30 protein-coding genes and 2 pseudogenes are annotated in these 25960 nt (G+C 59.0%); 13 read left to right on the top strand and 19 right to left on the bottom strand.

Annotated elements, in window-relative coordinates; genetic code table 11:
- Nucleotides 1-5: 5 nt before the first annotated feature.
- The 9 genes and pseudogenes from BS629_RS24070 to BS629_RS39980 form a co-directional block, all read right to left on the bottom strand.
- The gene (locus BS629_RS24070) at nucleotides 6-1385 is read right to left on the bottom strand and encodes a polysaccharide biosynthesis protein (protein WP_018241141.1); all 1380 of its coding nucleotides are present in this window, start codon (nucleotides 1383-1385) and stop codon (nucleotides 6-8) included.
- Nucleotides 1386-1387: 2 nt separating this feature from the next.
- On the bottom strand, nucleotides 1388-2389 hold the full coding sequence (locus BS629_RS24065; RefSeq protein WP_018241140.1) for a glycosyltransferase family 2 protein: 1002 nt from the start codon (nucleotides 2387-2389) through the stop codon (nucleotides 1388-1390).
- Entirely contained in the window at nucleotides 2382-3209 is an 828-nt protein-coding gene (locus BS629_RS24060; protein ID WP_018241139.1) for a membrane protein, read from the bottom strand. The genes BS629_RS24065 and BS629_RS24060 overlap by 8 nt, the downstream gene beginning before the upstream one ends.
- On the bottom strand, nucleotides 3206-4093 hold the full coding sequence (locus BS629_RS24055) for a DUF6492 family protein (protein WP_018241138.1): 888 nt from the start codon (nucleotides 4091-4093) through the stop codon (nucleotides 3206-3208). Before BS629_RS24055 ends, BS629_RS24060 begins: the two co-directional genes overlap by 4 nt.
- Nucleotides 4090-6189 carry a hypothetical protein gene (locus BS629_RS24050; protein ID WP_018241137.1) on the bottom strand — a complete coding sequence of 700 codons (2100 nt, stop codon included), beginning with the start codon at nucleotides 6187-6189 and terminating at the stop codon, nucleotides 4090-4092. The genes BS629_RS24055 and BS629_RS24050 overlap by 4 nt, the downstream gene beginning before the upstream one ends.
- Complete coding sequence (locus BS629_RS24045; RefSeq protein WP_018241136.1) at nucleotides 6176-7336, bottom strand: glycosyltransferase family 4 protein; 1161 nt, start codon at nucleotides 7334-7336, stop codon at nucleotides 6176-6178. Before BS629_RS24045 ends, BS629_RS24050 begins: the two co-directional genes overlap by 14 nt.
- Nucleotides 7337-7362: 26 nt before the next feature.
- A complete protein-coding gene (locus BS629_RS24040; protein ID WP_245268248.1) occupies nucleotides 7363-8079 on the bottom strand; it encodes a glycosyltransferase family 2 protein in 717 nt (238 codons plus the stop codon).
- 173 nt (nucleotides 8080-8252) lie between these two features.
- Nucleotides 8253-9509: a polysaccharide biosynthesis/export family protein gene (locus BS629_RS24035; RefSeq protein ID WP_245268220.1), complete on the bottom strand. Its 1257-nt coding sequence runs from the start codon at nucleotides 9507-9509 to the stop codon at nucleotides 8253-8255.
- Nucleotides 9510-9794: 285 nt separating this feature from the next.
- A pseudogene (locus BS629_RS39980) lies at nucleotides 9795-9936 on the bottom strand (IS5/IS1182 family transposase); the annotation flags it as partial.
- Between the two features lie 215 nt (nucleotides 9937-10151).
- Between BS629_RS39980 and BS629_RS24030 the strand changes: the two are divergent.
- Complete coding sequence (locus BS629_RS24030) at nucleotides 10152-11105, top strand: NmrA/HSCARG family protein (RefSeq protein ID WP_018241133.1); 954 nt, start codon at nucleotides 10152-10154, stop codon at nucleotides 11103-11105.
- Nucleotides 11106-11164: 59 nt separating this feature from the next.
- On the opposite strand, the gene BS629_RS24025 is transcribed toward BS629_RS24030, so the two are convergent.
- Complete coding sequence (locus tag BS629_RS24025; protein WP_018241132.1) at nucleotides 11165-12085, bottom strand: LysR family transcriptional regulator; 921 nt, start codon at nucleotides 12083-12085, stop codon at nucleotides 11165-11167.
- Nucleotides 12086-12281: 196 nt separating this feature from the next.
- Nucleotides 12282-12881 carry an NADPH-dependent F420 reductase gene (locus BS629_RS24020; protein WP_018241131.1) on the bottom strand — a complete coding sequence of 200 codons (600 nt, stop codon included), beginning with the start codon at nucleotides 12879-12881 and terminating at the stop codon, nucleotides 12282-12284.
- 111 nt (nucleotides 12882-12992) lie between these two features.
- Here BS629_RS24020 and BS629_RS24015 point away from each other — a divergent pair, with 111 nt between their 5' ends.
- On the top strand, nucleotides 12993-13922 hold the full coding sequence (locus BS629_RS24015; RefSeq protein ID WP_018241130.1) for a LysR family transcriptional regulator: 930 nt from the start codon (nucleotides 12993-12995) through the stop codon (nucleotides 13920-13922).
- Between the two features lie 68 nt (nucleotides 13923-13990).
- Here the strand turns inward: BS629_RS24015 and BS629_RS24010 are convergent, their stop codons facing one another.
- Nucleotides 13991-14980 (bottom strand): LacI family DNA-binding transcriptional regulator, encoded by a 990-nt coding sequence (locus tag BS629_RS24010; protein WP_018241129.1) that lies wholly within the window; start codon nucleotides 14978-14980, stop codon nucleotides 13991-13993.
- Nucleotides 14981-15593: 613 nt separating this feature from the next.
- Here BS629_RS24010 and BS629_RS24005 point away from each other — a divergent pair.
- A complete protein-coding gene (locus BS629_RS24005) occupies nucleotides 15594-17099 on the top strand; it encodes a DegQ family serine endoprotease (protein WP_018241128.1) in 1506 nt (501 codons plus the stop codon).
- A gap of 142 nt (nucleotides 17100-17241) precedes the next feature.
- Here the strand turns inward: BS629_RS24005 and BS629_RS24000 are convergent, their stop codons facing one another.
- Nucleotides 17242-17616, bottom strand: coding sequence for a hypothetical protein (locus tag BS629_RS24000; protein WP_032981644.1), 375 nt, complete (start codon nucleotides 17614-17616; stop codon nucleotides 17242-17244).
- A 74-nt stretch (nucleotides 17617-17690) separates the two neighbouring features.
- Complete coding sequence (locus tag BS629_RS23995; protein ID WP_018241126.1) at nucleotides 17691-18095, bottom strand: hypothetical protein; 405 nt, start codon at nucleotides 18093-18095, stop codon at nucleotides 17691-17693.
- A gap of 191 nt (nucleotides 18096-18286) precedes the next feature.
- Here BS629_RS23995 and BS629_RS23990 point away from each other — a divergent pair, with 191 nt between their 5' ends.
- The 9 genes from BS629_RS23990 (at nucleotide 18287) to BS629_RS39505 (ending at nucleotide 22058) form a co-directional block, all read left to right on the top strand.
- Nucleotides 18287-18589, top strand: coding sequence for a hypothetical protein (locus tag BS629_RS23990; protein ID WP_018241125.1), 303 nt, complete (start codon nucleotides 18287-18289; stop codon nucleotides 18587-18589).
- Nucleotides 18590-18734: 145 nt separating this feature from the next.
- On the top strand, nucleotides 18735-18998 hold the full coding sequence (locus tag BS629_RS23985; RefSeq protein WP_018241124.1) for a DUF1488 family protein: 264 nt from the start codon (nucleotides 18735-18737) through the stop codon (nucleotides 18996-18998).
- A 79-nt stretch (nucleotides 18999-19077) separates the two neighbouring features.
- A complete protein-coding gene (locus BS629_RS23980) occupies nucleotides 19078-19440 on the top strand; it encodes a hypothetical protein (protein ID WP_018241123.1) in 363 nt (120 codons plus the stop codon).
- Between the two features lie 70 nt (nucleotides 19441-19510).
- The gene (locus tag BS629_RS39315) at nucleotides 19511-19657 is read left to right on the top strand and encodes a hypothetical protein (protein ID WP_017959492.1); all 147 of its coding nucleotides are present in this window, start codon (nucleotides 19511-19513) and stop codon (nucleotides 19655-19657) included.
- 85 nt (nucleotides 19658-19742) lie between these two features.
- On the top strand, nucleotides 19743-20186 hold the full coding sequence (locus BS629_RS23975) for a pyridoxamine 5'-phosphate oxidase family protein (protein ID WP_018241122.1): 444 nt from the start codon (nucleotides 19743-19745) through the stop codon (nucleotides 20184-20186).
- A gap of 213 nt (nucleotides 20187-20399) precedes the next feature.
- Complete coding sequence (locus tag BS629_RS23970) at nucleotides 20400-20636, top strand: hypothetical protein (protein ID WP_018241121.1); 237 nt, start codon at nucleotides 20400-20402, stop codon at nucleotides 20634-20636.
- A 115-nt stretch (nucleotides 20637-20751) separates the two neighbouring features.
- The gene (locus tag BS629_RS23965; protein ID WP_018517836.1) at nucleotides 20752-20934 is read left to right on the top strand and encodes a DUF3606 domain-containing protein; all 183 of its coding nucleotides are present in this window, start codon (nucleotides 20752-20754) and stop codon (nucleotides 20932-20934) included.
- 379 nt (nucleotides 20935-21313) lie between these two features.
- Nucleotides 21314-21514, top strand: coding sequence for a hypothetical protein (locus BS629_RS23960; protein WP_018241119.1), 201 nt, complete (start codon nucleotides 21314-21316; stop codon nucleotides 21512-21514).
- Between the two features lie 244 nt (nucleotides 21515-21758).
- Nucleotides 21759-22058 (top strand): hypothetical protein, encoded by a 300-nt coding sequence (locus tag BS629_RS39505; protein WP_018241118.1) that lies wholly within the window; start codon nucleotides 21759-21761, stop codon nucleotides 22056-22058.
- Between the two features lie 60 nt (nucleotides 22059-22118).
- Here BS629_RS39505 and BS629_RS23950 read toward each other — a convergent pair whose 3' ends face one another.
- The 4 genes from BS629_RS23950 to BS629_RS23935 form a co-directional block, all read right to left on the bottom strand.
- Nucleotides 22119-22304 (bottom strand): hypothetical protein, encoded by a 186-nt coding sequence (locus BS629_RS23950; RefSeq protein WP_018241117.1) that lies wholly within the window; start codon nucleotides 22302-22304, stop codon nucleotides 22119-22121.
- Nucleotides 22305-22577: 273 nt separating this feature from the next.
- Nucleotides 22578-23006 carry a hypothetical protein gene (locus BS629_RS23945; protein ID WP_018241115.1) on the bottom strand — a complete coding sequence of 143 codons (429 nt, stop codon included), beginning with the start codon at nucleotides 23004-23006 and terminating at the stop codon, nucleotides 22578-22580.
- Between the two features lie 16 nt (nucleotides 23007-23022).
- Nucleotides 23023-24204 (bottom strand): hypothetical protein, encoded by a 1182-nt coding sequence (locus tag BS629_RS23940; protein WP_245268218.1) that lies wholly within the window; start codon nucleotides 24202-24204, stop codon nucleotides 23023-23025.
- Between the two features lie 40 nt (nucleotides 24205-24244).
- Nucleotides 24245-24592, bottom strand: coding sequence for a hypothetical protein (locus tag BS629_RS23935; protein ID WP_018241113.1), 348 nt, complete (start codon nucleotides 24590-24592; stop codon nucleotides 24245-24247).
- Between the two features lie 287 nt (nucleotides 24593-24879).
- Between BS629_RS23935 and BS629_RS40245 the strand changes: the two genes are divergently transcribed.
- Nucleotides 24880-25341: a methyltransferase domain-containing protein gene (locus tag BS629_RS40245; protein ID WP_018241112.1), complete on the top strand. Its 462-nt coding sequence runs from the start codon at nucleotides 24880-24882 to the stop codon at nucleotides 25339-25341.
- 95 nt (nucleotides 25342-25436) lie between these two features.
- Here the strand turns inward: BS629_RS40245 and BS629_RS23925 are convergent.
- Nucleotides 25437-25960 (bottom strand): annotated as a pseudogene (locus tag BS629_RS23925) (1,3-1,4-beta-glycanase); the annotation flags it as partial.

Here is a 25960-nt window from a genome sequence, read left to right as displayed (position 1 = left end):
CCCTTTCAAGCCCGTGACGCAATTCCGATTTGGTCGGTCTGGTCGAGGGAATTGCCATATGTCGAGACACCGGCAGCCGCTGATGGCGCGGTGGTGGATGGCGTCGCAATGCGCCGCGCAGCCCAATACAATGCCGGGCACAGAAGGAGGCCTTCCAGCGAAACAGCAATGACCCAGAAGTTGGCTGTGCCTGCGATCCCGAATTGCGCACCGGCGGCAGCGGCCACGATCTCCAGCACCGCACCGCCGATCAGAACGAGCGTGGCAAAACCCAGGCGCCGCCGGACACGTTTAACCGCGAGATAATGATACTTGGACGCCATTCCGAAAGCGGCAAAGCCAAGAAACTGGAGACTATTTCCTGCAATCACAGCATAGGCCGGATTGAATATCCAGAGCATGAAGCGCGACAGGAACAGGAACGCCAAGGCGGTCGCCGCGCAAACCAGCATCGACAAGCCGAGCGACAGGCGCAGGCGCGCGGGAAACAGCTCCGGCTCCCGCACAGCGATGGCAAACAACACCGAGGCGAGTGACGCAGGGACTAGAAGCGCAACGTTCAGCACCGTCCATGCGGCATAGAAGGCGGCGTTGATCTCAGCGGACAGCATCACCGTGACGACGAAGGGCAGCAGCAGCGCCGGCGCCTGAACAGCCATGCTGAGGGCATGATGACCTAAAACCTGTCGGAGCGCCGGGCGGAAGGCGTGGATGTCTGGCCGGCGGAAAACGCGCCCACCGGCATAAACAAGTAGCCCGGCCACGACGACCAGTGAGACAAGCTGCCCGGTAAACCAGGTGGTGAAGATCGCCAATTCGCTGCTTGCGCGGCCAAGTGTCAGGCCGAGAGCGATCAGTAGAAGAAGCTTGCTGGCGGCGAAGACGACATTTCGGGCCAGTTGAAGGCCGCTGCGCAGAAGGCCGACCAGGGCCTGGTCGAGCACGAGGGTCACGGCCGTCAGAGCGCAAGCAACAACGAAGAAGAGATCGGTCGCGGAGGAGCCGACGATCGAGCCAAGCTGCGTCGATGTGAAGGCAGCGATAGCAAGATAGATCAGCCCCACCACGATGGAGGCGCTGAACGAGGCAAGGAGCGCGCCCGTCAAAAAAGGGCCTGCTCTTTTCTGGCGGCCTATCTCGCCCATCAGGAAGGGTCCGAGACCGACTTCCCCGAGATTCGCGAGGAGGTTCATCAACGAGATGGCGGCGGCGGCGAGCCCAACAGCCTCGGCCGAGAAGGAACGCGCCGCGAACCACCAGTAGACGAAGCCGAGAATGGCCGTCATCAACGTTCCAAGCCCCAACATGCCTGCATTGAGGAGCAGGACCGCCTGATTCATCAGGAGGCTGCGGACCTTGGCAATAGCGGCGTTGAGGGTCATCATACCTATTCCACCGGTTCGAGAGCGCGAGCAGGAACGGAGGTGAACGGTCGCGTAAGGGCAGCGCGGGTCCGGCCGAGAGCGAAGCCGGCCGCAGTGGCTGCCAGGCCGGCGCCCAGCGCGACGGCGCGAAGAAGGCCGCTCGGCTGGCCAAGCAGCACATCAGCGAATCCCCGCATAACCCCTTGCGGCAACGTCCTCGTCATATAGGTCTTTTCCGACGCCAGCGCCTCGCCGGTGCCCGCCATCAACGATAGGCAGGCCTTTGAAAGCCCTTCGGCCCAGCAGCGGTGGAGGAAATATTTCCACGTCGCGCGATCGGCGGGTATGGCGTGATCGCTGCCGCTCGATGGCTCGAAGACGAAACGGCCATGCGGCAGGGCCTTGGTTGCACGGATGCAGAGTTCGGTTTCCTCGCATCCGAGCGGCAAAGCCTTGGCCGTTCGGCCCAGGCCGGAATCGAAGCCGCCCGTATGATCGAAGACGGAGCGGCGGATGCACATCGACGCGCCGATGAGGTTGCGCACCGGCCCTGGATGAAGACCGCGGTAGGTGCAGCCAAGAGTCCACAGGAATTCGTCGGGAAACCAGGACGGACGGTCCGTTTCCCACAACGGGCGGATAGCCGACACGGCGCCCAGCACCGAGGGGTCCTCCAGTTGCCAAACCAAGGTCGCCAGCAAATCTTGATCCGACACGGCGTCGTCGTCGAGAAACAGGATGACCTCGCCGCGGCTGACTGAAATCCCGGTGTTGCGGGCACCGGAGAGGCCGGGCGGATGAATATTCTCGACGATCCTGACCGGAGTTTCGAAGCACTTGGCGCGCAGACGCAGCGCCAGTGCCGGATTGTGATCGACGATGACGACGATCTCGTCCGCGGCCGGGACCTGGCGCGCTGCCGCCGCGATTGCCTTGTTGAGAATGTCCCAGCGCTTGTCGGAATAACAGCAGATGACGATTGCCGTCGTGAGCTTGCCGGGCACGGGGTGCTGGAAATCATCCATTTTTCGTCTCCGGAGCGGACTGAAGGGTTATTCCGGTCGGTGCCGGGGACTGGAGCGTGTCGATGGTCATCCAGACCTTGCGGTAGATCGTTCCCCTGTCGCCGCCCTTGTAGAGCCAGGCTTCCAGCCGTGCGGGTGGGCGCGTTTTTGTGGGTACGGAGAATTCGAAGGTTTGGCTGGAGGAAGGCGCCAGTTCGAAGGTTGGCATCTTTCCAATCAACGTGCCGCCCAGAACAAGGTCAAAACTGTAAAGCGTTTTGGCGTCTTCCGAATTGCGCACGCCGACCGTTACCACATTGTTCGTCCAGTTCCATTTGGGCACCATCCAAAGCTCGGTGAAATGAAACGGCTTGCGTTCAAGCGCGACCGGGCGCGCCACGAGGACGGAACTCGCCGCCAAGATCATGGAAACTGCGAAGATCGCGAAACGGCGGCCGGGCCAAGCCCAGGGGATGGCTGGAACCGGCCTTGCGAGCAGCAAAACGACATTCAGCCACCGAAGGGCGATAGTCGTCAGGCCCAGCGCGTAGACCCAGCCTCGCGCATCGAGATGGCCGACGACATGCAGCAGAAGCCCCAGAAAAATGCAGGTCGCCAAGCTCAGGAACACCGCGAACGTCCCCCTGGTGACCACATCGCCCTCGAAGCGCAGGGTGTCCACCAGCATGCGGCCCGGGAAATACAGTAACAGCGGCGCGCAGAGCGCCAGACGGACCAGCTTCTCCCAGGTCGAAAAGGTTTCGGGCAGCCACGTTACGGCCAACGCAGCGGCAAGAACCCACAGCGGAATGATTCCCAGAAAGAACCGGCGGGCCATCATCGGGGGCGAGCTCCTGCATTCGCCCATGCCGTTGCGCCGATGATCTGAGCGGCGCCCGGGTTCACCTTCATGAGCTTCTGGCGGATCACATTCGGGTCGAAGGATTTCTGGACGAGATGAACGACCTTGCTGTCCAGCCGGCTCAGCGTGAGGCCGAGGCGGCTATGGATCTGCGTCAAATAGGCCCCGCGCGCATCGCGCATCGTCGGCGACAGGTGCATCACATCGAGCAGAAAGACGGAATAGAGTGTCCATTCTCCGAACCGCGTCTGGTCTTTTGACGCACTCAGACCCTTGAGCAGCTCGACGTAGGGTGTCGAGCCGTATTTCGACGCGATGTAGTCATTCAACGCGATGAGCCATTCACGCTTGAAGCAGAAGAAATCGTTGATGAAATCGACATAGCGAAAAGACCGGGCCGGCTCGACGCCGAGGATCCTTGCGACATTGCGCAACCGTTTCTTTTCGAAACGGTAGTGAAGATCGGGAAGTCTGTGGCTGGAATAATAGAGAACCGGTTCGCGCCGGTCGATCAGATCGGTCGTCGCGATGGGCCGCAGCAGCAGTGTATCCGCACCGAGATTGCAGAAATGCTCAGTGCGGCAGAATTCGAAGGCGCGCAGCTTGATGATCTGCTGCCGAAACCAGCCGGGAAGTTCCAGTTCGCTGGCTGAAAGCCAGTCGTTGTCGCCGGTGACGGCGGCGCCAGGCACGAGACCCTTCGCGTCGAGGAAGGCTCTTAAAGCGGCCGGGTTGTCCGTGACCATGGTTAGGTTTCCCTTGTCGGGGAAATGCCGCTGGTAGGAGCGAAGGGACGCTTCGAGCAAATATTCGATGTCCCGCGAATGGACGCACATGAAAGCGTCGATACGGCTATCGATCATTGTAAATCTCCGTCTGGTCGTCCCAGGGATTGCACCCGCACTCCGGTCCGCCTAGGAGGGGCGGCGGGCTGCCGTGTTTTCCCGAGCCGCCCGACATCGAAAATGACCATGAAGCCGTTGTCGAAGGTGCGGTCGACATCGGGCTCGGAATTGAACTTGAGCAGCGACGACGCCTGGAGGGGGACCGTGTGGTTTCGGTCCTGCGCGCCGCCGTCGAAATAGACGCCGACGCCGGGCAGGCCGGTGGTCATGCGCAGATCGACCATGACGAAACCGACGCCCGAGTCGATCAGCAGCTTGCGTTCCATCGGGCCGAGATCGGCAGCGGTGATGGCCATGCCAGTATCCTGCCCGCTCTCAAGCGTGGTCGAGACCTTTTGCCGGCCGTAGGTGGACAGGAGCAGGCGATTGATCCGGTCGGTTGCGAAATGCTGCTCGCCGCCTAGCCATTCCCTGGTCCACTTTGCGGCGCTGATCCCCATCGGTTCTATCGACGAGGAGTCGGCCGAAACTTCATAGCCGGCCGGAACCAGGATACGTGGCCCCTCGGAGCTGATGACGCCAGCGATCAGCACCGTCGTTGCGGCGGCGGCAAGCGACGTTGCGCGCAGCCAGCCACGCGAGGTGCCGTGCCAGAATGCCGCGACGGCCACCGCGACGACGATTGCGACGCCGAGGAAAGATAGCGAGCCGATGCGGTTGCCGATCTCCCACCCACTGCGCGTCAGCCGGAAGATGATACTGACGGGATAGGCCAGCGTCACCAAAACGAGGATCTCGAGAAGGCTTGACCGCCATAGGCGCCATCTGGTCGGCGGCCAGAGGATGCTCGCATTCGGGTGCTGCCCATTGAAAACGAGCGAGCGGAGAAAGCCGGTGAGAAGTCCCAGGCAGATCAGCGCGACGCCCGCCATCGTCAGGTAACGTTGCCAAGCAGGCGCCAGGGCTCCCGTGTCCGACACGAAAAGCTTACGCGTCGAGGTCGAACTCGATACGAGTTGCGCTACCTCGTGTATGCCGCCTGCCAGTACGGGAAGGATGTAGCTGCCGGTGGGGTTCCCGACGATCTTCGACCAGGCGACCGGAGCAATCACGGCGATCGAGGCCAGCAGGATCGCCTGCCGCCTCTGCATAGCGGAAGCGCCCTGCCTCAGGCATTCCATCACCGCCGTGCCGCACAAAAGGGCCGTGCAAAAATAGGAGGTGAGATGATGAGTAGCTGCGAGCGCCACGATCAGGACCATGGTGGCGACGACCGTCGGCCAGCCTGCCGTGTCGCCTCGCTCCAGGCGTCGGCTTTCGGAAGCCAACAGCACCGCCGCAAGCATGGGGATCGCCAGGCTTTCATACGAGTAGTGGACGTCGAACAGCAAAAACGTGGACGAACCCATGTAGATCAGGCAGGCGATGGAGGCGATCCGTGCAGAATTCGTGATCTTCTCAAAGAGCAGGAATAGCGTGAGCATCAGCATCATCCGTGCTGCCGCCAACACGATGAGGCCTGCCGCGAAGACGGACAGTCCGGACAGTTTGACCAAGGCGGACGTTACGAGCTCTAGCCCGGGATAGAGGGGGCTGACCGGCAAAAGGGGATTGGGCAGGAACAGTCGCCCCGCCTCCAGAATGTCGTTAACCGTCGCCCAGTGCAGGAATTCGTCATGGTCTATGAAGGCGACGGGCGCGCGGATCAGGCGTACCACGAAGAGGGCTGAGGTCACGATCACGATGAGCGCCAACCGCTCCAGGCGGCTGGCCCCCGGATGGATGATTCGCGCCGCAGCGGGGAGAAAGATCGCGGCGATGGCGGTATAGAACGTGGGAACCGCCCAGCCCTCTCCCAGCCGACTGGCATTTGCAGCAAGAGCGGCCACAATAAGGGCGCAACTGCACAGAAAGGCAAAGGCCGGCGACATCCCCAGCGACGAAGGATCGGCAACACCCCCGACCGCGCTGTCCTGCCTGCGCAGGCCCAGAAATGCGGCGATCCACAGATCGATGCGTGGAATGGAAACCCCTACCGTATAGCCATGACGATAAGCTCCGTCCTGGTAGGCCTTCTGCTGGTCTGGAGACGTCCGCCCCTCAACAACGGTCATCGTGCTTCAAATCTCCAAGCAGTGCCGGACCGGTTCGCAGTTCAGGCTGCGGATGCGAAAGTACGCGTCTGTACACCATCAGCAGCCGGTCCGTGCAATCGTCCCAGTCCGGCAAGCTCGTCTCAACCGAGATCGGCCCCGCCTCCATGGCGGCGAGCATTTCACGCGCGGTGAAGTCTGGCGAAGCGTTGAGCGGAATGGATCGCACGAGGCCCTCCTCAGCCAGCTCCCGAAAGCCGGATGTGTCGGTGGTCAGTACGGGAGCCTTGACCGAAAGCGCCTCCATAACCGCCACGGGATGAGCTTCATAATCGCTGAGGAGCACGACAAGAGCGGCCGAAGACAAAAGATCGGCCATTGCGGACCGGTCGGTCGGCGGAATTGCCCCGATCTCGACACGGTTGCCGAGCCCGAGCTCGGACACCTGCTGACGCAGCTTCGCCTCATAGGGGCCCTCTCCCAGGATCCGAAGGCGCATATCGGGGAATTTCGTTGCCAGCACATTAAATGCAGCAAGCGCCCGATGATGACCTTTGTAGCGCTCCAGCCTGCCGAGCGAGACAATCAGCGGCCTGTCGTGAGGTGAAGCCGTTCGCCGCCCGGACTTTTCCGGCAGGCGCGCGCCATTGGGGATAACGATGAACCGGTCTCTCGCGATTGCCATATTATGGCTGAACAGATCCGCTTCGAACCGCGACACGCCAATGAGTTGCGCTGCTCTGGCGGCCAGAGGCGCAAGCATTCTATGTTGGAAACGCCGGATCGAGGACCGAAATCGTGACGAATGGCCACCGCTGTGAAAGGTAACCACGAAAGGAAGCCCGTTCCGCGATGCGGCGGCCATTGCCAGCGGTGCCAGGAAGGTGTGGTAGCCCTGAACATGCATCAGGTCCCAATCACCGTCGGCGACCGCCCTGAAGACGCCGGGGGCGAAGCACCAATCCCGCCCACGGGGAAAGGTCTTCAGCCTGACAATCTGCACGCCGTCTCGGCTTTCCGCTGCCGGAAGAAGGCCGTCGGGATTGCCCGTCAAGACCGTCACCGCATGCCCCTTGTGCACGAGCCGGGTTGCGACCTCGCTTACATGGGTTTCCGTTCCTCCGGCAAAAGGCAGGTATCTCGCGCTGAGCATCAATATGCGCATCATGCGGCCTCGCCCATTAAATCCAGACCTCAGGACATGCCCTGCTCGAGGACTTGGACGCCCGTCGGCGTGCTGACGCGTTCTCGGAAGATCGTCTTCAGCACGCGCCAGCCGTCCGGAAGGGCACGCAGATTGCTGACGCCGTAGATACGCTCCGATTCAAAGCTCGCGACTTCCATGATTTTGAGCTTGTTCTTCAGGGCCCGCAAATTGATCAGCGTCTCAATTTCGAAGCCGTCGCAATCGGCACGCAGCAAGGGAACATGCCGTTTCCAAAAGCCCATGTAGCCGTAGCACAAATCGCTGAAAGAGCTGCCATAGAGCATCCGGACCAGGAGGGTCAGGCCGAGATTGCCGAAACGGCGGATGACCGTCATGTCGCTGGTGCCGCCACCCTGCATAAAACGAGAACCCTTGACGAAATCCGCACCTGCAACAAGAGCCGCGACGAACAAGATGATTTCGTAGGGATCCATCGACCCGTCAGCATCAAGCATCACGATCATATCACCCGATGCGGCTTCGAAGCCGGTCCGCAATGCGATGCCTTTGCCCTTCTTGGGCTGGAGTACGATCTTGACATCGTCGCGCATGCTTCGCGCTATGTCTGGCGTTCCGTCTGTCGATCGCCCATCGACGATGATGATTTCATGCACCCAGGTCGGTATGCGGGGCAAAAGCAGCTTAATGTTTTCCGCTTCGTTCAAGGTTGGAATGACGAGCGAGGTCCTTGGCAAATTGAACATCGGACCCTGGACCGGCATTGAGGAATGCGAGGATTCTAAAGCTTCGATTGTAGACATAAGCTCTCCATGGCGTTTTGGACCGCGTGACAAATCGCAAATCAACGATGCCCCTGAGCTCTTGGGCCGAGAGGAGGACTAAACTCTCCCAGTCGGGAGGAGTATGCGGCTAAGTCTCAATGGACTTTGATCAGATCGCCAGGCTGTAAGACCGTTTCTTCGGTCGCAGGTTCGACGATGACACCGTTCGGTCCAGGCCGAACGATTTCGAATTCAACATCGGTGGTATCCTCCGACGATACCATGGACCGGAAAATTTCAAGATCGCTCTCGGTCGTCTTCAACGCCGTGGATAGGCCTCTTTCGGCATCCGCTGCTGACTTTTCGATCTCGATCTTGCGTTCGATACGATCGCGCTCGACGTCCTGTTTCGCTGCCGCCAACCGTTGCTTTGCGCTCTCGACATCGATGACGGCCTGCTGCTTTCGATCTTCAGACTCAGTCAGTTCGCTTTGCGCCCGGGTCAACTCGATGCTGGTGACAAGCTTGTTTTTGGCCAAATTCTCGATACTTGCCAGCCGATCCTGACGGACCCGAATTGTGGCATCATAATTGCCGACGCGTGCCTGACGCAGATCGAGATCGGCCTGAGCATCGGTAACAGATTTTGCGTAAGCACTGCTCTGCGCATCCTTGCTCGTCGTTACCAATTGGCGCTGCCATGTCTCATCATCCAACAACTGTTGAGCATCGGGATCAGGACCAAGAACAGGTGTGCCAATGCTGGCAATTTGCACGGAATCGCGCTTCGCCCTCAGCACCTCGGTTCGCGACGCAAGCCGCTTCAGATCGGCCAGCCCAGCCTTCAACCGCTCGATCTGGCGTGTAATCTCCACACTCTGCCATGGCTCGATAGTCTTCGCCGTCATGCCACCCGCTTGCGCAACGGCATGCAGAACAGTCATGCCATCAACATATTGAAACGAGCCTGGATTACGAACCGGGCCGGTAATGTAAATCGGCTGGTGCTCAATCCTGACGATGTTGACGAAACCCTTTCTGCCGACCAGACTTTCGTACGAAGGAAGAATTATCGCCTCCACATCGGCCGGAGGAAGCCCTCGAACCGGGAAGCGTCCCAAAAGCGGAAGCGAAATGGTTCCGTCCGCTGCAACGACGTATTCGCCAGTGAGCTCGGGGCGCTGGTAAAAGTTCCAGGGAACCGTGCCCCGTGAGCCCGTCCAGCGATCTTCTACAGAGGCCAAGCTTTCGTAAAATGCGAGATTCAATTTATCGCCTGAGCGAAGAGCATCACGCAGCGATTGAGGCTGCCGGGCCGAAGTCTCGCCAGAGGTCACAACCGGGGCCGAACCTGTGGACGCAGGTAAATCTTCCGCTGCTGACGTCAATGGAACAATTGCTGCAAACACCATGCACAGTATTGTTTGATGCAGGCGAGAACCGATTCTCGACCTATATTGAGGCATCTCTGGCGATATTATCTTCGAAAGCTTCATGTTTCGAATTTCCGCTTTGAAAGCGCTGAACACTGTCCGATCTCTTTAAGGTTAACATAATAATAACCATATTCAATAGTACTTAACAATGATTAATACATCTGCCAGACAGGCCAAGAGTCTGCGTTGAAAAGAATTCAATAAAAGTAATATCTTGCGGCGACTGGGCAGCACATCGAAACCTTTGGCCCTATCGGTTTATTTGACGGTCTGCAGGGTGAACTTGCGTCTTTGCCATGCAGCTCTCAGCATTAGTCCATCAGAGCCGCCATCGGCGAAGAGATGTCTGAGCCAACGCCGGCATTTGAGAAGTGGTTTCAAGAACGACACTTGCGCCGTCGCGATGGATGGCGAACCGATTTGTATCCAGGCCCAGCCGGGACGCCATTTATCCAGAAAATGGCATTACGTTATGCATTTCAGATATCTACAGCCATAGAACCTGTTGCGATAGGGTGCCCGCCATCGAGTGGGCTCTCGGCACAGGCCGACCGCTCTCCCGCAAAACGACGCCTGCCACCGTAGCGGCGTCAATGACAGGGAAAGGTTTAAAGCTCTATGTCTGTACATGAAAAGCCACTGATCGCGATTGTCGGTGCAACGAGCAAACAGGGGCGCAGCGTCGCCGCGACACTCCTTCAGAGCCAACGTTTCCGGGTGCGAGCTTTAACCCGGAAAAAGGATTCGCCTGAAGCTTTGCGCCTGGAGGAACGCGGCGCTGAAATCGTAGCCGTCCCTCTCGAACTTGGCCGTCAAAAGGACCTCGTCGCCGCCTTCAAAGGCGCGGATGGCGCATTTCTGATGACGCCGCCAATCGCCCCGCCGGAGACAATCGAGGCCCCTCTCGGCCGACAACTGGCGGATGCCGCCGTTGAGGCCGGCGTCGGGCATATTGTTTTCAGCACGCTTGAGAATGTCGACAAGATCACCAGGGGCACGAAGTATGCGCCGCATTTTACCGACAAAGCGTACGTTGCAGACTATATTCGCGGCCTGCCGGTCTCTCACTCCTTCGTCATGCTGGCATTCTTCTACACGAATCTTCTCGAATATTATGTGCCGCGCATGGAGGGCGATACGCTCCTCTTGCCGATTTATCTTCCTGAAGATTTCCGCGCGCCGTTTGTCGATCCGCTGACGGCGACCGGGCCGGTCGTGCTTGAAATTTTCTCAAATCCCGAGCGTTACAACGGGAAAACGCTGCCGATCGTTGGCGATATCATTTCTCCGCGCGAGATGGTCGAAACCTTTCAGCGTGTGACCGGGCTCAAGGCCGCGTATCGAAACGCTTTCACCAGGGATGGCTTGCTGCACTATTTTCCGGAGTTTGCCGCCAACGAACTTCTCGTTCGAGAGCTTCTGGGGATGGTCGAATATGCTGTCGACCATGGCTATTTCGGCAAGGAGCACGATCTCGAATGGAGCCGTCACCTGAACCCCGGCACGCTCAACTGGGGACAGTATCTCAGGACCACGGGGTGGCGTGGCAATAAGCGGACTTTCGGACTTTGAAGCATGTCGCGCAAATGTGTGCAGCGGTTTTGCGATAACGATACGCTTGAAAACAAGGGCTACGATGGCCGAATTCCCGGCAATTTGGAAACCTCGGCGACAAGAAAGTCGACGAGAAGCCGAACGCGGGCAATGGCGGCACGCTCTGGAACGATCAGCAAGCTCACCGGAACCGGTAAAGGACGATAGTCGCCAAGCACGACCTCGAGCTGGCCGTCGTCCAGAAGATCGTGGACCAACCAGAGGTGTGCAGGACCAATGCCGCGTCCGGCGGCAAAGGCTTCGCGCGCCGCAAGCCCGTGATCGACGCGCAGCTTGCCACTGACCGGGATCATCAGGCTTGTGCCGTCGGGAGAGGACAGAACGAGCTGATCGCTCCCCGCCACATTGGACATCACGACGGTTTCGTAGCGTGACAGATCGGCTGGGCGTTCCGGCCGTCCGTGGGAAGACAAATAGGTCGGAGCGCCCACCAGCAGCCGATGGCTTTCTCCCAGCGCATGAAGTTTCATCGCGCTGTCCGCGAGAGGCCCAAGACGGAGTGCGACGTCAACGCCTTCGCGAACCAGGTCGATCCGCTCGTCCGTCAGGTTGAGGTCGACCCGAATGTCCGGATGCTTGTCCTGGAAATCAAAGATGAGGCGGGTGATGTGCATCACGCCGAGTGCTGCCGTACAGGAAAGCCGAACAGCCCCAGCTGGAGCCCGGCGGGCATCTCTCGCTTCTTCCGCAGCCTGTTCGACCAGGCGTAATATCTGAAGGCAGTTCGTATAGTAGCGGCTGCCTTCGTCGGTAAGGGTGACGCGTCGGGTGGTTCGGCTGAGAAGCGGTACGCCGACAGCCTCCTCGAGTTCATTGAGGTGCCGAGTCACGGTGGATTGACCGACACCCAGCTCTCTTGCGACCATCGACAGGTTGCCGCGTTCGGCGACGCGGACAAAGGTGCGCATTCTGTCCAGCGACAGTCCCGCACTATCCATTTTTAAGCACAGTGATCCTCATTCATTCCATATAGGGAATAATCTCGGCTGTGCCTACTGCATAATTCCTTAAATCGGAACCGATTTAAGGATAAAATTATGCAACAATTCAAAGTGTTACAGCGCCGCGCGTCTGAAAAGACGCGCGGCGCTGTCGTTCGAGCAGATCGGCCGGATTGATCCGGCCGATCGCTGTTCATCCGAATTTGACGAGGTTGAGGACAGGCAGCGGCCCGCCGGGGAATTGCGCGAGCTTGCCGCCGATCGAAATCGGCCCGAGATCGATGTCGGCAAAGCCAAGTTTGGAGATCAGCGCCCCCACTTCGGCCTTCGATGACGCATCGTCACCGGAGTAAAAGAGCACGCGGCTGCCGCCCTCGGCGCGGGGATCGGCTGAAACCAGATGCGCCTGGAGATGGTTGAATGCCTTCACAACGCGAGCACCGGGCACCAGGCCGGCGAAGACCTCAGTCGACAAACGACCATTCAGCTCGGCTGGTTTGAACAGCGGCCCTTCGATCGGATTGTTGGCGTCGATCACGATGCGACCCGCCCAGTTAGGAAGACCCGCCAATGCCTTGGGTAGCTTCGACCAGGGGACGGCGACAAGGACGAGGCCGGCTTTCGCGGCCTCTTCGATTGTCCCCGCCGTAATGTGCGGCGACAGTTCCTCGGTCAGATCCTGCAATGTGTCGGGGCCGCGACTGTTCGAGATCGTGGCGGCGATGCCGTTGCGGGCAAGGGCTCGGGCGAAGGCGGAGCCGATATTGCCGGCGCCTATGATGCCGATGTTCATTGCGATAACTCCATTGTTTGGTTTCGATGGAGCGAATATCGCCTTGTTATTCCCTTGTGATTAGACGGAATTGCCTGTTATCAATTTCAAGCATTCATTGAAAGTGATGGTATGGAGACACTTGCAAACCTGGAATCCTTCGTGCGCAGCGCCGAGCTTGGAAGCTTCTCCTCGGCGGCACGACGGCTCGGCCTGACGCCGGCGGCGGTCAGCCGCAATGTCGCAGCACTTGAAGGCAACCTGAAACTCAGGCTGTTTCAACGAAGCACCCGAAGTCTGACGCTCACGGAAGCAGGCGAGCGCTTTCTGCACTCAATCCGAGATCACCTGGAAAGCCTGCAGGGAGCGATCTCGGAGGCATCGAGCGAACAGTCCGAACCATCCGGCGTGCTGAAACTCAGCATGAGCCCGACACTCGGCATAGGCTACATCCTTCCGCTATTGCCGGAGTTCATGCAGCGATATCCGATGATCCGGCCGGAATGGATGTTCGAAAACAGACAGGTCGATCTGATCGCCGAGGGCTATGATGCTGCGATCGGCGGGGGTTTCGAGTTGACGCCTGGTGTCATCGCCAGGCCATTGGCCCCTGCTCATATTATCCCCGTGGCATCACCGGGATATCTGGGCGATCGGGTTCCGCCTCATGATCCGTCCTGCTTGCACGAACTCGACGGTATCGTCATGCGTTCGATGCGGACGGGTCGAATTCACCAGCGGCAGATGCGCAATCTTGCTGGAGATGAGCAGCCTGCGGTCTTGAAAGAGACGATCGTCGTCAACGATCCCGCGGCCATGCGATCCGCCGCCCTTCTCGGCCTTGGTGTCGCGATGATCGCCAAGGCGGATGCTCTGGCCAATCTGGAGAGCGGCGAGCTGATCCGATTGATCCCGGCATGGTATGCCGACGCAGGCCCGATTTCGATCTATTATGCAAACCGCACCCTGTTGCCCTCCAAGACAAGAGTGTTCATCGACTTCCTGACGGAGGTTTTTCAACGTGAGCGATGGCCGGAACGATTTGCAGGAACACTGGGCTGATATCGATATTTTGAAGGCATTTTTGACTGCCCGCATCGACAGACGAAAGGCTGGCGAATCGTGCCGAACTAGCGCGTCGAGCCGCGCGGGATGATGGAGAAGCCGCAATCGACCTTGTTTTCGCCGGGCGGCTCGTCGCGGATGGCGCGCCGCAGCATGTCGGCGACGCGGTAGCCGATATCGTAGCGTGGAATCTGAACCGTCGTCAGGGTCGGTTGGGTGAAGGCTGAAAACTCCAGATCGTTGAAGCCGCAGATGCCGACATCCTCCGGCACGCGGATGCCGCGCGCGGCGCATTCGATGAGGACACCGAGCGCCAGATCGTCGCTTTGAGCAAAGACGGCATCGATATCCGGCACGCGCTGCAACAGGCGGGCAAACAATTCCCTGCCGAGGCCGGTGCTGCTTCCCTCATTTCCGCCAATGGCGAGATCAGCATCGAAACGGCCGGCTTCGCCCATCGCGGCCTCATAGCCTTCCTTCCGGCGACGCGAGCGAATATCCGTGCCGCGGCCGATGAAGCCGATCCTCTCATAACCCCTCGATAGCAGGAAGCGGGTGGGTTCGGCGCCGGCCGCATAATGATCGAGGCCGACGACCAGCCTTTCCGGCTCCTGGCTGAGATCGGTGATATGGGCGATCGGACAGGCGGCGTTTTCGATCAGCGACAGAAGATCATGATAGGATTCGGCGCCCGCGATAATGACGCCGGCCGGCTTCTGCGTCAGGAAGGATCTGAGCTCGCCGGCCTCGCCGTCGACATGGTGGAGCGTGTTGGAATATTGCACGCGGAATTCGGTGGTGCGCAAGCAATCCTCGATGCCGATCATCAGGCCGGCGAAGCCGTGATGGTGCAAAGCGGGCGTGATGACGCCGATGATGCCGTTATGGCGGCCGGCGAGTGCCCGGGCGGCAAGATTGGGGATATACCCCATCTCGTCTACCGTGCGCAGGATAGTCTGGCGCAGATCCTCGGAGACGATTTCGGGATTGCGAAGCGCGCGCGAAATGGTGATGGGGCTGACACCCACCTTCTTCGCCACATCGCTCAACTTCACATGCGCACCGCGCCTGGCCTTCCGCCCCCGCTCCACTGCCGTCCTCACCGCCCCCGTTATATCTCGCCCGCGAGACTCGCTTGCCCTCGAATCGCGACCTTTACTTTCTGAAGAAGAAATAATTTAGAGTCTACTAACATTTTATATTCGCAATAGAATCCGGGAATAGAATTTCCAGAAACAGCAACGGGATCGTCTGTCGGCAAATTACGGGCGCCTGCGGCGATCGGATCACCGCCATCGGGAATAAGTCCATTTATTTTCGAATGAAAACATCGCGAAGGACGCGAAGCGAGACAAAACCGGGCCGGAAGTTCTGCAGCGGGGCAGCCGGCCGGAACGCACGGGCAGCGAAGATTAAATTCCCGTCATATCTTACAAATCAGCAATATAAACATGATCAAACTTTAATTTGTAAATCCGCTTGGTGGGATCATATGAATCCCGAGCGCCAATTCTTCTCTTCCCCCCGGTCGCCGCCCCTCGTCGACTGCACGTTCCCAAGAGGAATTGCCGCCAAACGCCATCCGACGCCAGGTCCCAGGACATGGAACCACGACGCCATCCAAAGCCAACGCTCTCGCAAGGGACCACCGCCCAAGGGATCACCACCATGTCACACATCTTACGCAAACATCGCACCGCAGCGCTTGTCGGAGCCGCCATCATCGCCGGCGCGGCATGCCTGCCCTTTACGATCAATTCGTCCAGCGGCTTTGCCGCGCCGTCCGATGCCGGCGGCGTTCTCGCGCCGAGCGGCTCCTTCGCGTCCATCGTCGATGCCGACAAGCCTGCCGTCGTCACCATCACCACGACTGTCAAGGCGACCGATGTCAGTGCCGACCAGCAGGAGTCGCCGATGGACGAGCAGTTCCGCCAGTTCTTCGAGGACCAGGGCATCCCGCTGCCGCACCAGGCGCCGAAAAACCGGCCTTCGCAGCAGGCGATGGCGCTCGGCTCCGGCTTCATCATCAGCCCCGACGGCGTGATCGTCACCAACAACCATGTCATCGACAATGCCGTCGACATCAAGGTGACGCTGGATGACGGCGCGGAACTGCCGGCCAAGCTGATCGGCACCGACCCGAAATCCGATGTCGCCGTGTTGAAGATCCAGGCGGGCAAGCCGCTGCAGACCATTGCTTGGGGCGATTCCGACAGGCTGAAGCTCGGCGACCAGATCCTGGCGATCGGCAACCCCTTCGGCATCGGCACCACGGTGACGGCTGGCATCGTTTCGGCGCGCGGCCGCGACCTGCACAGCGGCCCCTATGACGATTTCATCCAGATCGACGCGCCGATCAACCATGGCAATTCCGGCGGCCCGCTCGTCGACCGCAGCGGCAATGTCGTCGGCATTAACACCGCCATCTATTCGCCGAACGGCGGCAGTGTCGGCGTCGGTTTCGCCATTCCCTCCGACGAGGCCAAGGCGATCGTCGCCAAGCTGCAGAAGGACGGCTCGATCGATCACGGCTATCTCGGCGTGCAGATCCAGCCGGTCACCAAGGATGTCGCCGATGCCGTCGGCCTTGATAAAACAGGCGGTGCGCTGGTTGCCGCCGTCACGGCCGATACGCCGGCCGCCCATGCCGGCCTGAAGCCTGGCGACATCGTCACTTCAGTCGGCGGCGAGACCGTCAAGACGCCGAAAGATCTGTCGCGCCTGGTCGCCGACCTTTCGCCGGGCGCCAAGGAAGCGCTCAGCGTCTGGCGCGACGGCAACACGATCGATCTCAATGTCACCGTCGGCACCAATGAGGAAGGCCAGAAACAGGCCGCGGCCGAAAGTCCAGCCAGCAAGGGCGAGAGCAGCGGCCAGCCGAGCCTCGGCATCGGCCTTGCCGACCTGACGCCCGACGTGCGCCAGCAGCTCAACCTGCCGCGCTCCGTCAACGGTGCGGTGGTCGCCAGTGTCAACCCGGACAAGTCGGCCGCCGCCGCCGGAATTCAGTCCGGCGATGTCATCGTCTCGGTGAACGACAGACCGGTCCATAACACCCGCGACGTCAAGACCGCGATCGCCGATGCCGGCAAGGCCGGCCGCAAGTCGGTGCTGCTGCTCGTCGAACGCGATGGCAACAAAACCTTCGTCGCCGTGCCGTTTGGGGCGGCCTGACAGTCTCCCGAGCTTTTGCCGCAAACAGGAAAAGCCCGCCTGAGGCGGGCTTTTCGACAGACCTGAGCGGAAAGGCCTTGGAGCCAAGCACCGCTCAGTCAGCAAGAAATCTATAGGGCGCCGTCTGCCCCTCTATTCCTGCTCAGGGAGATTTCAGCGTCGTTGTCTTTGCGCGCGGGCGGGATTTGCCCTTTTGGCGGTTTGCCTCTTGCCGCTTTATCGCATCGGATTGGCTGCGTTGCGCCGCCTCCAATTGCTGCCGCGTCGGGAGATCATGGTCGTAGGTGGCAGCGCTGAATGCCGTTGCGTTGTCGAACGGACCTTTGTGTGGACGAGCCAGACCATAGGCTTGCTTATCAGCGCTATCGATCCCCTGCTCCGCCGACGGTGAGCGCGCCTGACGAGCCTGCGTTATCAGATCGTCGGCGGTCGAGCTTGACGTCGCGTTTTTCGGCACGGGGGCGATGGTCTCGCGTTTCCTGGCCCGATCCTTTTGATCGGCGTGAATCCCAGACATGTCTTCTTCCTTGTTCGTCATGTCATCGCGACGATCGATCGGGCGTTGCCGGTGACGTCGCAGCAGGCGCGCGTTCACGGGATCTCGGACAATCGTTCAGGCAGCCTGGTTTTGGGAAAGCGGTAAGCTGGCGGCCGCAGCGGTGCGTCCGCGCGACCAGACGCCGTATACCGCGCGATCCGATAGGCTTTCACCGGGGCGCCGCCGTCATCCTGCCATCTGGCAAAGGAGCCGTCTTCCATGGCCTGCGGAAGCGGGCCTGAACTCAACTGTGTCGCGAGATACATTTTCAGAGCCGATTTCAACGCGGCCTCATCGACGATCCCCATCTGGAAACAATGAATGAGGAAACTTGTGGCGCTGATCTCGCCATCATCGGTCGCGTAGGTTTCGCCGCCGCGAAAGCCGGCCTTTCGGAGGATACGGTCCAGCATTCTCAAATTGTGGATATCGAATAATTGATCTGATGTGGAAGACATTGTGTCCTCCTTCGTTGGGGCTAGGGTTCGCTGGCGCCAGGGCTTACTGGCGCGCCCCAAGCAGCGGTGCCCGTATCGTGCCCGCCGATAGTTCAGCTTGCGCTCTTTGCCATCCGACCGCAACCTCATTCGGCGGTAGCCATTGATAATGGCGTGGCGGAACCCATTTTAGAGAGAGGAGGATACGCATCATGCAGTTCAACGGTGAAGCGACCTTCACAAAGCCGTCGGCACTGGCGGTTTCAGAACGGCGTGCGCTCATAGATCACCTCAGAGAGGTGATCGCAGGCCTGGCTCACGGGCTGGCCGCCGATGGATTGCTGGACCTTGTGCCGCCTCTGCTTGAGATAAACAAAGTCCTCCGCGATATGACGGACGAAATTTCGCGTGCGGACCCGGTCTATTCCGACGAGATCATCACTGGTACGGTGCGCTTGATCAAGACATCTCAGGCTTTGCTTGATGACCGGGTCATCGTGCAGACGATCCATTGAGACCTGCCGACGATCGGGCATGGCAGCAGGCTGGTTGCCAACCATCTGGCATCAAGCTGCCCGTTCCGGTCAGCCGTGCATCGACAATCATCGCCGGGTCCGAGGGTCGCACAGCGGCTCCCGCCCACTTCCAAGGACAACCGCAATGGCACTTATCTTTCCCAACAGAAGCCGCAGCTTCGACGAAGCAAGAAAAGGTGTCCGCTTCACCGGCTATGACGGCATGTTCGAGGTCAGGTTTCTGGTCGAAGAAGCAGCGCTCGGCAGCGCGATCACCCAGAATTCTTCCGAAGCCGCCTATCTCAATGCCTTCGATGCGGCGCGTTCTTCCATTCAGGAGGCTGCATCGAGAGTCTATCAGCATCGACGCGGAAACAACTTCACGCTCACGGCTGCAGATTTTCGCTGATTGCGAGAAGGCGTATGGCCGGTGAAATGAAACGGCCACCATCCTGCTACTGCCGGATGAGACAGGGGGAGCAAAGCATATGGTTGCCACACGATACCGCCTGAAAGACCTGAAGCTGGCGCGTCGCCATATCGTGAAGGCGGCGCATCGCGTTGCCGATCAGGAAATGCTGATCAGGAAACTATTGCGCAAAGGTAGACCCTCCGGATCGGCCTATGCGCTGCTCAGCAGGCTCTACGACGATCAACGGCGGAAACTCGATCGGCTGAAACTGATCGAAGCAATGGTTGAGGTCGAAGCGCAATCCTGTATGGACGTGCCCCGCAATCCTGCCCCCTCCGCGCCGCCATTGGCGATCGTGCACAGCAGCGGGATCTCTCTGCCGGACCGGCAATCCGCCACGCCTTGTAGCGCAGAGGATTGGCGCCCATATTTGGTGTAGTGGCAGTTTGTGAACGGGCGCTGCTTCCCGGGTGATCAGAGTTATCCGGCCCCAACCAAAGGAGGGCATGATGTCTTCCACGGTAAACATCCACTCGTGGAAACGCCTGGCTCAGCATATCGGCAGGTTCCGGTACATCGACTTTCTGGTGAAATCGACACCGGCCATCTGTCTGGCCTTTATCGTCTATATCATTCTCAACGATGTGTTCTGGTAGGCGCGGCAAGACTGTTGCGGCGAGCCAGGACGCTTTGCTGCCTATCAAACGAAGGACTGAAACGCTGACGGAATTGGATAACGCAATGCAACTGCGAGAAATGGGTGAACAAGACTGCCTCGCATTTCTGGCAGGCCACACCCGTGGCCATCTGGCATGCCTGGGCGAAAAATATCCCTATATCGTTCCCATTCAGTATGCCTATGAAAAAGGCCGACTTTTCATATTTTCCATGCCGGGCCTGAAGATAGATCTGTTGCGGGCCCATTCGCCAGCCTGCGTTCAGGTTGAAGAATTCGGCGAAAACCGAACGTGGAAGAGCGTGCTTGTTCAGGGCACCTATGATGAGCTGACCGATACGCCGGCCCGGCATGACGAACGCATCCACGCCTGGTCCCTCCTGCAGAAGCAACCGTTCTGGTGGGAACCCGGATCGTTTGCCTTAAACTCGGAAAGCGAAGACAGCCTTGCTCCCTCCATATTCTTCGGCATTTCGATTGAGATGGTATCGGGGAGGCAAGTGGTTTAACATGCGGGCGTTCAGACTGGCCGTGCCTTGATCCTTGATTCGCAAGGCGGCGCTGCTGCATGATATATGGAACTCCAGACAGACACCCCCAGCTAAACGCTGTCCGATACCAGCCTTTCCCATAGGGGCGCGGATTGCTTGATGCATCTTACCAACGTGGCCTGCCGAACCGGCACCGCGTTGAATGCCACGCGACCACCCATAGGGAAAACGATGACAGACGCACCTGAGAATGAAGCGCTTTTCAACATCACCGGGCACTATGTGCAGGAATTGAAGGCCGTCCTTCAAAGCGAGAGCATTGTCGAAGGCACCGACTACGAAAACAGCGCCTTTAACGAAAAACGACGGGCGGAAGGACTGCACCTGCTGCGCTTCCACAAGACCGGCACGGCAGCGCAGGCGACGCAGATCTGGGAAAAACATATGACGGCTCGAGCGCATCGATAAGACGGCACGAAGCCAATTCTTCGATTGATGCCGACTTGAGAGCGCGGTTCTCCGATCCTCGGTTCGGAGACGGGGTTGGCACGTCCAGCTCAACATTTCCATGGAAGGAAAAATCATGTCCAATGACAAAACGAAAAAGATCCAACCCGCCAAAGAGGCCGTCACTGAGGCGCCCTACGAAGTCATCTATTTCGCCAAGAAACATCGCATTTCCAACGAGGATGCCAGGGACATCATCGAGAAGCACGGCGCCAATCGCAAAGAGGCTGATAAAGCCGGCCGCCGTATCAGCGTCTAGCGAAAAAAATAGCCTCGCAGGCGCTAAACTCTAAGGGCTTTATTGGATGCATGTCATTTTCCCAAAACCGCGCACACTTTTGGGCGACATGCAGTATTTGATGCATGTCGTTATCCCAAAACCGCGCACACTTTTGGGCGACATGCATTGGCCGCGGCTGGCTTGCGATGCCACGATGCAACATCAGTGGACGAATTAACCCTACTGGCTTACCTTAATATCAGCATGCGCTTGAATACATCCGCCCCTATGCCATCGTAGCTTCAACGACAACACTTCTGGTTCCTGAAGCAGCTCGCCGGAACCGTGGCCCCGCCTTTCCTTGGAGAGGCTGGCTTGCCTTCAGAGGCCCCGAGCTAGATCGAATGGAGGGTATGCCATGAACAACGTCTTGGAATTTCGTCCAAAATGCCCGCATGACGAAAGTCTGTCCGACTGCCGGGAAGCGCTTGAACCGGCAGTGATGAAAATCGTCAGCGACGCCATCGGCAAGGGATACACGGCCGCGGAAGCCGCCATGGTGGTTGCCGATATCGCCGACGATTACATTCTCATGCTCTCGCGGCAACTGCAGCGTTGACAGGCTTTCCTGGCGCGCAGCTGTGCCTTCTTGATCCATCGCAGATGCTGGCGCCGACGCGGATCGATGCGTCTTCGAGCGTGTGAACTTCCAACGTCGACAAACGACAAATGACTTTGCCCGCTGACGACAGCCCGGCGCCTTATCATCATACTTCATGAGTGGACCGCGCAGCAACTGCAGGGGTAGCAGTAGGTACAGGAGACGAGACCTGCCGCGCGATCCGCCGGCAAAACCCCTGATATTGTCGGAAGTTCCCTGGCAGAGATACGACGCCACGATCCCGGAAATTCCGCCGGGGATCATCGACAACCTGCCCGGGCGCGTTGCGACCGTCACACCGATAAGCTCCCGCCGGGCGAAAACCGACAGGCTCAGTGAACGCCAACGAAAAACCCCGCCGGAGCAGGGCTTTCAGCAGGTCCAAGTGGAGCAAGCCGGAGATTCGGCCCACGTCTTAAACAAGATCGATCATGTCAAAACCCGGCAAAAGCACCTCTTTCGCGAGCGTTCACGGCGCTGCTCTGTTCCGCTCAATCTTTGAATCATTGCCGTAATGTGGCGTGTATTGATCACCTGCGACGTCTTCCGCGACCCTCGCCATCTAACGCCACCTCGGCTGCCGCGGCGGAGCATTGGCCTGGATTTCATGGAGTGGCGCCCGAGAGCCGAGAAGTTTCTTCAGCTTCTTCTCCTCGGCCGGGCCGATCCCAAACTTGCGGCAATGTTCCGCAACATCGTGCTCTCGCGGGCCGGGAATGCGAACTTGGCGATTGCTCATGGTTTTCATGACCGTTTCCTCCTGAGAGGAAAACCAGCAGGCGGTCGTTTTGTTCGTTAGCGATGCCTAAAATTTAGGAGTCTGGTTTGCTTCGGTTTTGGGGCGAGCATGAGTATCGGTCTGCCAGGCGCCAAGGCGGCGCGTAAAGGGATCATCAACGGGTTCATTTTCATAAAACGAAACAGCGCCATCGCCACCGGAATAGTAGGCTATCTGTAGAGCACGAAATGCATCTGCGCACGCCACACTCAAGACCGGCCGAGGAATGAGCGGCACCACCCATCAATTGATCTTCAACCAATGCCGAAGCGCCGCCACCGCGCCGTCGCTGGCATAGGCAATCATCCCGCCAATCGTCAGGCCGGCAAACGCGATAAGCCCCGATATCCCATAGCCGATCGATTTCATCAGTTTCCACTCTTCAAGTGCCGGCCCGACCGCCTCCTTGTTCTTCTCGACGGTCTCCTTGAGGCTTTTGATTTCCTCGCGGATCTGCGCATCCGCACCGCCGCTGATCGCCACCCTGGTATCGAGATGGGCGATCTGCCTGGCCTGTTCGTCGAGCCGCTGGTGGATCACGGCGCGGCTATTGTGGGCATTGGCCTTTTCGTCGCTGACCTCCTTGCGCAGAAGCGCGACGTTGTCCTCGATGCCTGTCAGCCTTCCCTCGGCACGCCCGAGAGCGCGGAAAATATCGTCATTGGATGTCATCTCTCTCAGCGCTCGACTAGGGGTAAAATTTCAGCTTTTCGGATTGCGGCAAGCGGCCGACAAATCGCAAGATCCCATGCAGCGTCGGATGGACATAAGACGTGGTATCGAGGTTCATGCCTTGAGCCAGCAGCGCGGCATTGTCCTGGACGTTGGTGGCGAATATCTCCTGCACCTTATAGTCGGCCGTCCCGTCGCCGTTGTCGATGCGGCCATAGGTGTTTCTCGACGTCCATTGACCAGGCTGATATTCGAACATGATGCGGGTGCCGTCCGGCACTGAAGCCGGCAGCTTGATCGTGTCCCACGTCGTCACGCCGTCCTGATTTCCAGGATGCCCGACGACGTTTCCGAGCGGAAACATTTCAGCGGCCGACGACTTCGTCGGATCAGTGTCCGCCGTGAAGGCAAGCAGCTGATCGATGACCTTGGCGTAACGAGAACTTGCCTTGATGGTGTTGTTCACCGTCGCCAAGGTGGTTGTCCATAAGGCAGGAACGGTATAGCCCGCGACCGTCCGGCCGCTGTCCGACGAAGCGGTCATGGTCGGAATTATGGTGACGCCGACGACATGGATGCCCGCCCCATAGCGCGTCTTGACGCGGTCGACCAAGCCGAGCTTGGCGTTCGACCATGTGCTTGACGTGGCACTGTTATCGTTGCGGCCGGACTGGTCGAGAACGAACGTCCAGATATTCTTGCCGCCGTTGTATGTGTCACGGATCGCATCGATCATGGCCCAGCGCTTGGTTGCCGACGTCGCCAGTTCCTGCACCGACTTCGATCCCGGGACGCCCATGACGAGGGGTATGATACTGCCCCATACCGGATCTCGCACATCAAGCCAGCGAAGCCACATGCCCATGTTGCGTCTGGCATCGGCCGTGGCGGCAATCTCCTGGCGCTCGATGAGGCTATCGGACAGGACCATCGGAACGGGCCGGCCGTCCCACCCCTTGGCCAGAACCATTGCAGGGCCATAGGCAAGAGGCTGCGAGTTGCTCTCATTGCCGACCGTATTATAGAACGTATCGCGGGCTGGCGTGCTCGCCCCGTTCGCCAGGGCCAGCGCCCGAATTGACGTCAGATCGGTGGGTACGATATCGTAGCCGCGCGCCTTGATCCGACCCTTAATCGTGAGAACTGGATCATTGTTGCTTGGATCGATCGACAATTCGGCGCCGACTGTATTTCCCATGATGATCCGAACATTACGGACGCCGGCCCCCATCGTAGTTCTACGATCCGAATTCGGCCCAGCCGTCCTTCATGCCAGATCGGGCGCAAAAGTTGGGCGAGCCGGGGTGCCTGATAGGGTCAATATTGGATATGTCCTGCCAGGCATAGCCGCTATCAGAGTTTGATATAGCGCCCTCCCCTGGCACGATGTCGAACGCCATATTCTTTCCCGGTTCGTTCGGGCGAGCGACGGCGATCGAAGCGAAGGAGACATCGTTCCTCTGGCTGATGTTGAATGATGTCGCCAGGAATTGAGCAAATGCAGGAGGAGCGATAGGCGAGAGACCAAGGGATCCTGCGAAAAACAGGCCGTTGAGAGCGGTTAACGCAATGCCGAGCTTACTCATATGTTTCCTTGAGTTTGGGGCCACGGTGGAACTAAGATTGATTTGCTCGCTCCTGCGTGATAGCGGCGAAGATGGCGGGTCACGATATAGCAAGCAGGCCGCCTTATCGCCCGTAGTTGATCCACAAGAAAGTTGGAACTTGTTCAAAAGACTAATTCGATCTTTTCGCAGACCGGCTAGCCTGCCGCAGGGCACCGACGCGTTCAACTGCGGCGGACAAACTGCCAACTCCTGGATGGACAGGGCGAACATTTCCGCCGATTTGATAGCGAAAGCGGCGTCGCTGAGTGGGCGCCCCCGGGGCGATTTTAGCAGACATTGGATGCGGCGACGGCAAATTGGGCCCGTTGGTCGCCTCCAAAAGGGCTGGGTTCACTTATCGCGGGTTTGACCTACACCCACAGAGGAAGGGAATAACGCCTTTTGACCTGAGGAAGGACAAACTGGAGGATCGATATGACGTTATCGCTCTTCTAGGAGTACTCGAGTACATCGCCGACCTACAATCTGTGTTGCGCCATCTTCGGGACCACTGCAGTTTCTTGGTCGTCAGCCATGTCTCAAATCGAGTTGGGATGAGCGCAGACGAGATGGCCAAGTTGAACTGGACAACCGTGTTGTCCAAGGGCGCATTTTCTTCCGAGTTGACAAAAGCAGGCTTCCCCATCGTCGAGGATCGGACCACTACTAATGGCCAGACGTTAATCTGGCTTTGCGAGGTGGATGTACAGCAGGGGCTGGAAGCTTAAGCTCTCCTTTCTCGGCCCGGCCCAGTCGGGGAATGCGGACCGAGGTAGGTGCCCACCCCCCGGCAGGTTTTTCTGCCGGGGAAGTTCGAGCAAGATCACACAAACTGGAAGTCCTCTGACTGAAGGCTCGATACGAGGATACTCTGAAGTGTTATGGTGTTGTCAGCATCGGCCGTTATGATCGTATCATTGCCAGACTGGCTCGATGCGGCAAGAAGCGACGCCCAATCGGCAAAAACGCTGTGATCGATCCTGATCGTGTCATGCGCTGTGCCGGTCGCCACGAAATTCGTGATCGTATCGTGGCCCCAGTTCGGCGAATAGATGAAAAAGTCTGCCGCCGCCCCCCCGATGAGAATATCGTCGCCGGCACCACCGGTAAGCGTGTTGCCCCCGTTACCGCCGGTGATAAGGTTGTCAAGCGAGTTTCCCGTTCCGGTAAAGGCCGCCGTTCCGTTATACGTGAGGTTCTCGACATTGGCGCCAAGCGTATAGCTCGCCAGGTTCGTGCGGACCGTGTCGGTCCCCTCGCTGGCGTTCTCGGTGACGCTGTCGCCGGCATTGTCGACGGCATAGATGTCGTCCCCCGCCCCGCCGATCAGCGTATCGGCGCCGGCGC

Origin of the sequence: Rhizobium leguminosarum bv. viciae USDA 2370 (genome assembly GCF_002008365.1) — a bacterium.
GTDB classification, from domain to species: domain Bacteria; phylum Pseudomonadota; class Alphaproteobacteria; order Rhizobiales; family Rhizobiaceae; genus Rhizobium; species Rhizobium leguminosarum.
The sequence above is the reverse complement of the archived record's forward strand: the minus strand, read 5'-3'. Positions and strand labels throughout refer to the sequence as shown.

Excerpts from the sequence above, each read along its gene's own strand:
- BS629_RS24070 (WP_018241141.1), bottom strand. The coding sequence starts at position 1,385 with ATGATGACCCTCAACGCCGCTATTGCCAAGGTCCGCAGCCTCCTGATG.
- BS629_RS24065 (WP_018241140.1), bottom strand. The coding sequence starts at position 2,389 with ATGGATGATTTCCAGCACCCCGTGCCCGGCAAGCTCACGACGGCAATC.
- BS629_RS24060 (WP_018241139.1), bottom strand. The coding sequence starts at position 3,209 with ATGATGGCCCGCCGGTTCTTTCTGGGAATCATTCCGCTGTGGGTTCTT.
- BS629_RS24055 (WP_018241138.1), bottom strand. The coding sequence starts at position 4,093 with ATGATCGATAGCCGTATCGACGCTTTCATGTGCGTCCATTCGCGGGAC.
- BS629_RS24050 (WP_018241137.1), bottom strand. The coding sequence starts at position 6,189 with ATGACCGTTGTTGAGGGGCGGACGTCTCCAGACCAGCAGAAGGCCTAC.
- BS629_RS24045 (WP_018241136.1), bottom strand. The coding sequence starts at position 7,336 with ATGATGCGCATATTGATGCTCAGCGCGAGATACCTGCCTTTTGCCGGA.
- BS629_RS24040 (WP_245268248.1), bottom strand. The coding sequence starts at position 8,079 with ATGTTCAATTTGCCAAGGACCTCGCTCGTCATTCCAACCTTGAACGAA.
- BS629_RS24035 (WP_245268220.1), bottom strand. The coding sequence starts at position 9,509 with ATGGTGTTTGCAGCAATTGTTCCATTGACGTCAGCAGCGGAAGATTTA.
- BS629_RS24030 (WP_018241133.1), top strand. The coding sequence starts at position 10,152 with ATGTCTGTACATGAAAAGCCACTGATCGCGATTGTCGGTGCAACGAGC.
- BS629_RS24025 (WP_018241132.1), bottom strand. The coding sequence starts at position 12,085 with ATGGATAGTGCGGGACTGTCGCTGGACAGAATGCGCACCTTTGTCCGC.
- BS629_RS24020 (WP_018241131.1), bottom strand. The coding sequence starts at position 12,881 with ATGAACATCGGCATCATAGGCGCCGGCAATATCGGCTCCGCCTTCGCC.
- BS629_RS24015 (WP_018241130.1), top strand. The coding sequence starts at position 12,993 with ATGGAGACACTTGCAAACCTGGAATCCTTCGTGCGCAGCGCCGAGCTT.
- BS629_RS24005 (WP_018241128.1), top strand. The coding sequence starts at position 15,594 with ATGTCACACATCTTACGCAAACATCGCACCGCAGCGCTTGTCGGAGCC.
- BS629_RS24000 (WP_032981644.1), bottom strand. The coding sequence starts at position 17,616 with ATGTCTGGGATTCACGCCGATCAAAAGGATCGGGCCAGGAAACGCGAG.
- BS629_RS23995 (WP_018241126.1), bottom strand. The coding sequence starts at position 18,095 with ATGTCTTCCACATCAGATCAATTATTCGATATCCACAATTTGAGAATG.
- BS629_RS23990 (WP_018241125.1), top strand. The coding sequence starts at position 18,287 with ATGCAGTTCAACGGTGAAGCGACCTTCACAAAGCCGTCGGCACTGGCG.
- BS629_RS23985 (WP_018241124.1), top strand. The coding sequence starts at position 18,735 with ATGGCACTTATCTTTCCCAACAGAAGCCGCAGCTTCGACGAAGCAAGA.
- BS629_RS23980 (WP_018241123.1), top strand. The coding sequence starts at position 19,078 with ATGGTTGCCACACGATACCGCCTGAAAGACCTGAAGCTGGCGCGTCGC.
- BS629_RS39315 (WP_017959492.1), top strand. The coding sequence starts at position 19,511 with ATGTCTTCCACGGTAAACATCCACTCGTGGAAACGCCTGGCTCAGCAT.
- BS629_RS23975 (WP_018241122.1), top strand. The coding sequence starts at position 19,743 with ATGCAACTGCGAGAAATGGGTGAACAAGACTGCCTCGCATTTCTGGCA.
- BS629_RS23970 (WP_018241121.1), top strand. The coding sequence starts at position 20,400 with ATGACAGACGCACCTGAGAATGAAGCGCTTTTCAACATCACCGGGCAC.
- BS629_RS23965 (WP_018517836.1), top strand. The coding sequence starts at position 20,752 with ATGTCCAATGACAAAACGAAAAAGATCCAACCCGCCAAAGAGGCCGTC.
- BS629_RS23960 (WP_018241119.1), top strand. The coding sequence starts at position 21,314 with ATGAACAACGTCTTGGAATTTCGTCCAAAATGCCCGCATGACGAAAGT.
- BS629_RS23950 (WP_018241117.1), bottom strand. The coding sequence starts at position 22,304 with ATGAAAACCATGAGCAATCGCCAAGTTCGCATTCCCGGCCCGCGAGAG.
- BS629_RS23945 (WP_018241115.1), bottom strand. The coding sequence starts at position 23,006 with ATGACATCCAATGACGATATTTTCCGCGCTCTCGGGCGTGCCGAGGGA.
- BS629_RS23940 (WP_245268218.1), bottom strand. The coding sequence starts at position 24,204 with ATGGGAAATACAGTCGGCGCCGAATTGTCGATCGATCCAAGCAACAAT.
- BS629_RS23935 (WP_018241113.1), bottom strand. The coding sequence starts at position 24,592 with ATGAGTAAGCTCGGCATTGCGTTAACCGCTCTCAACGGCCTGTTTTTC.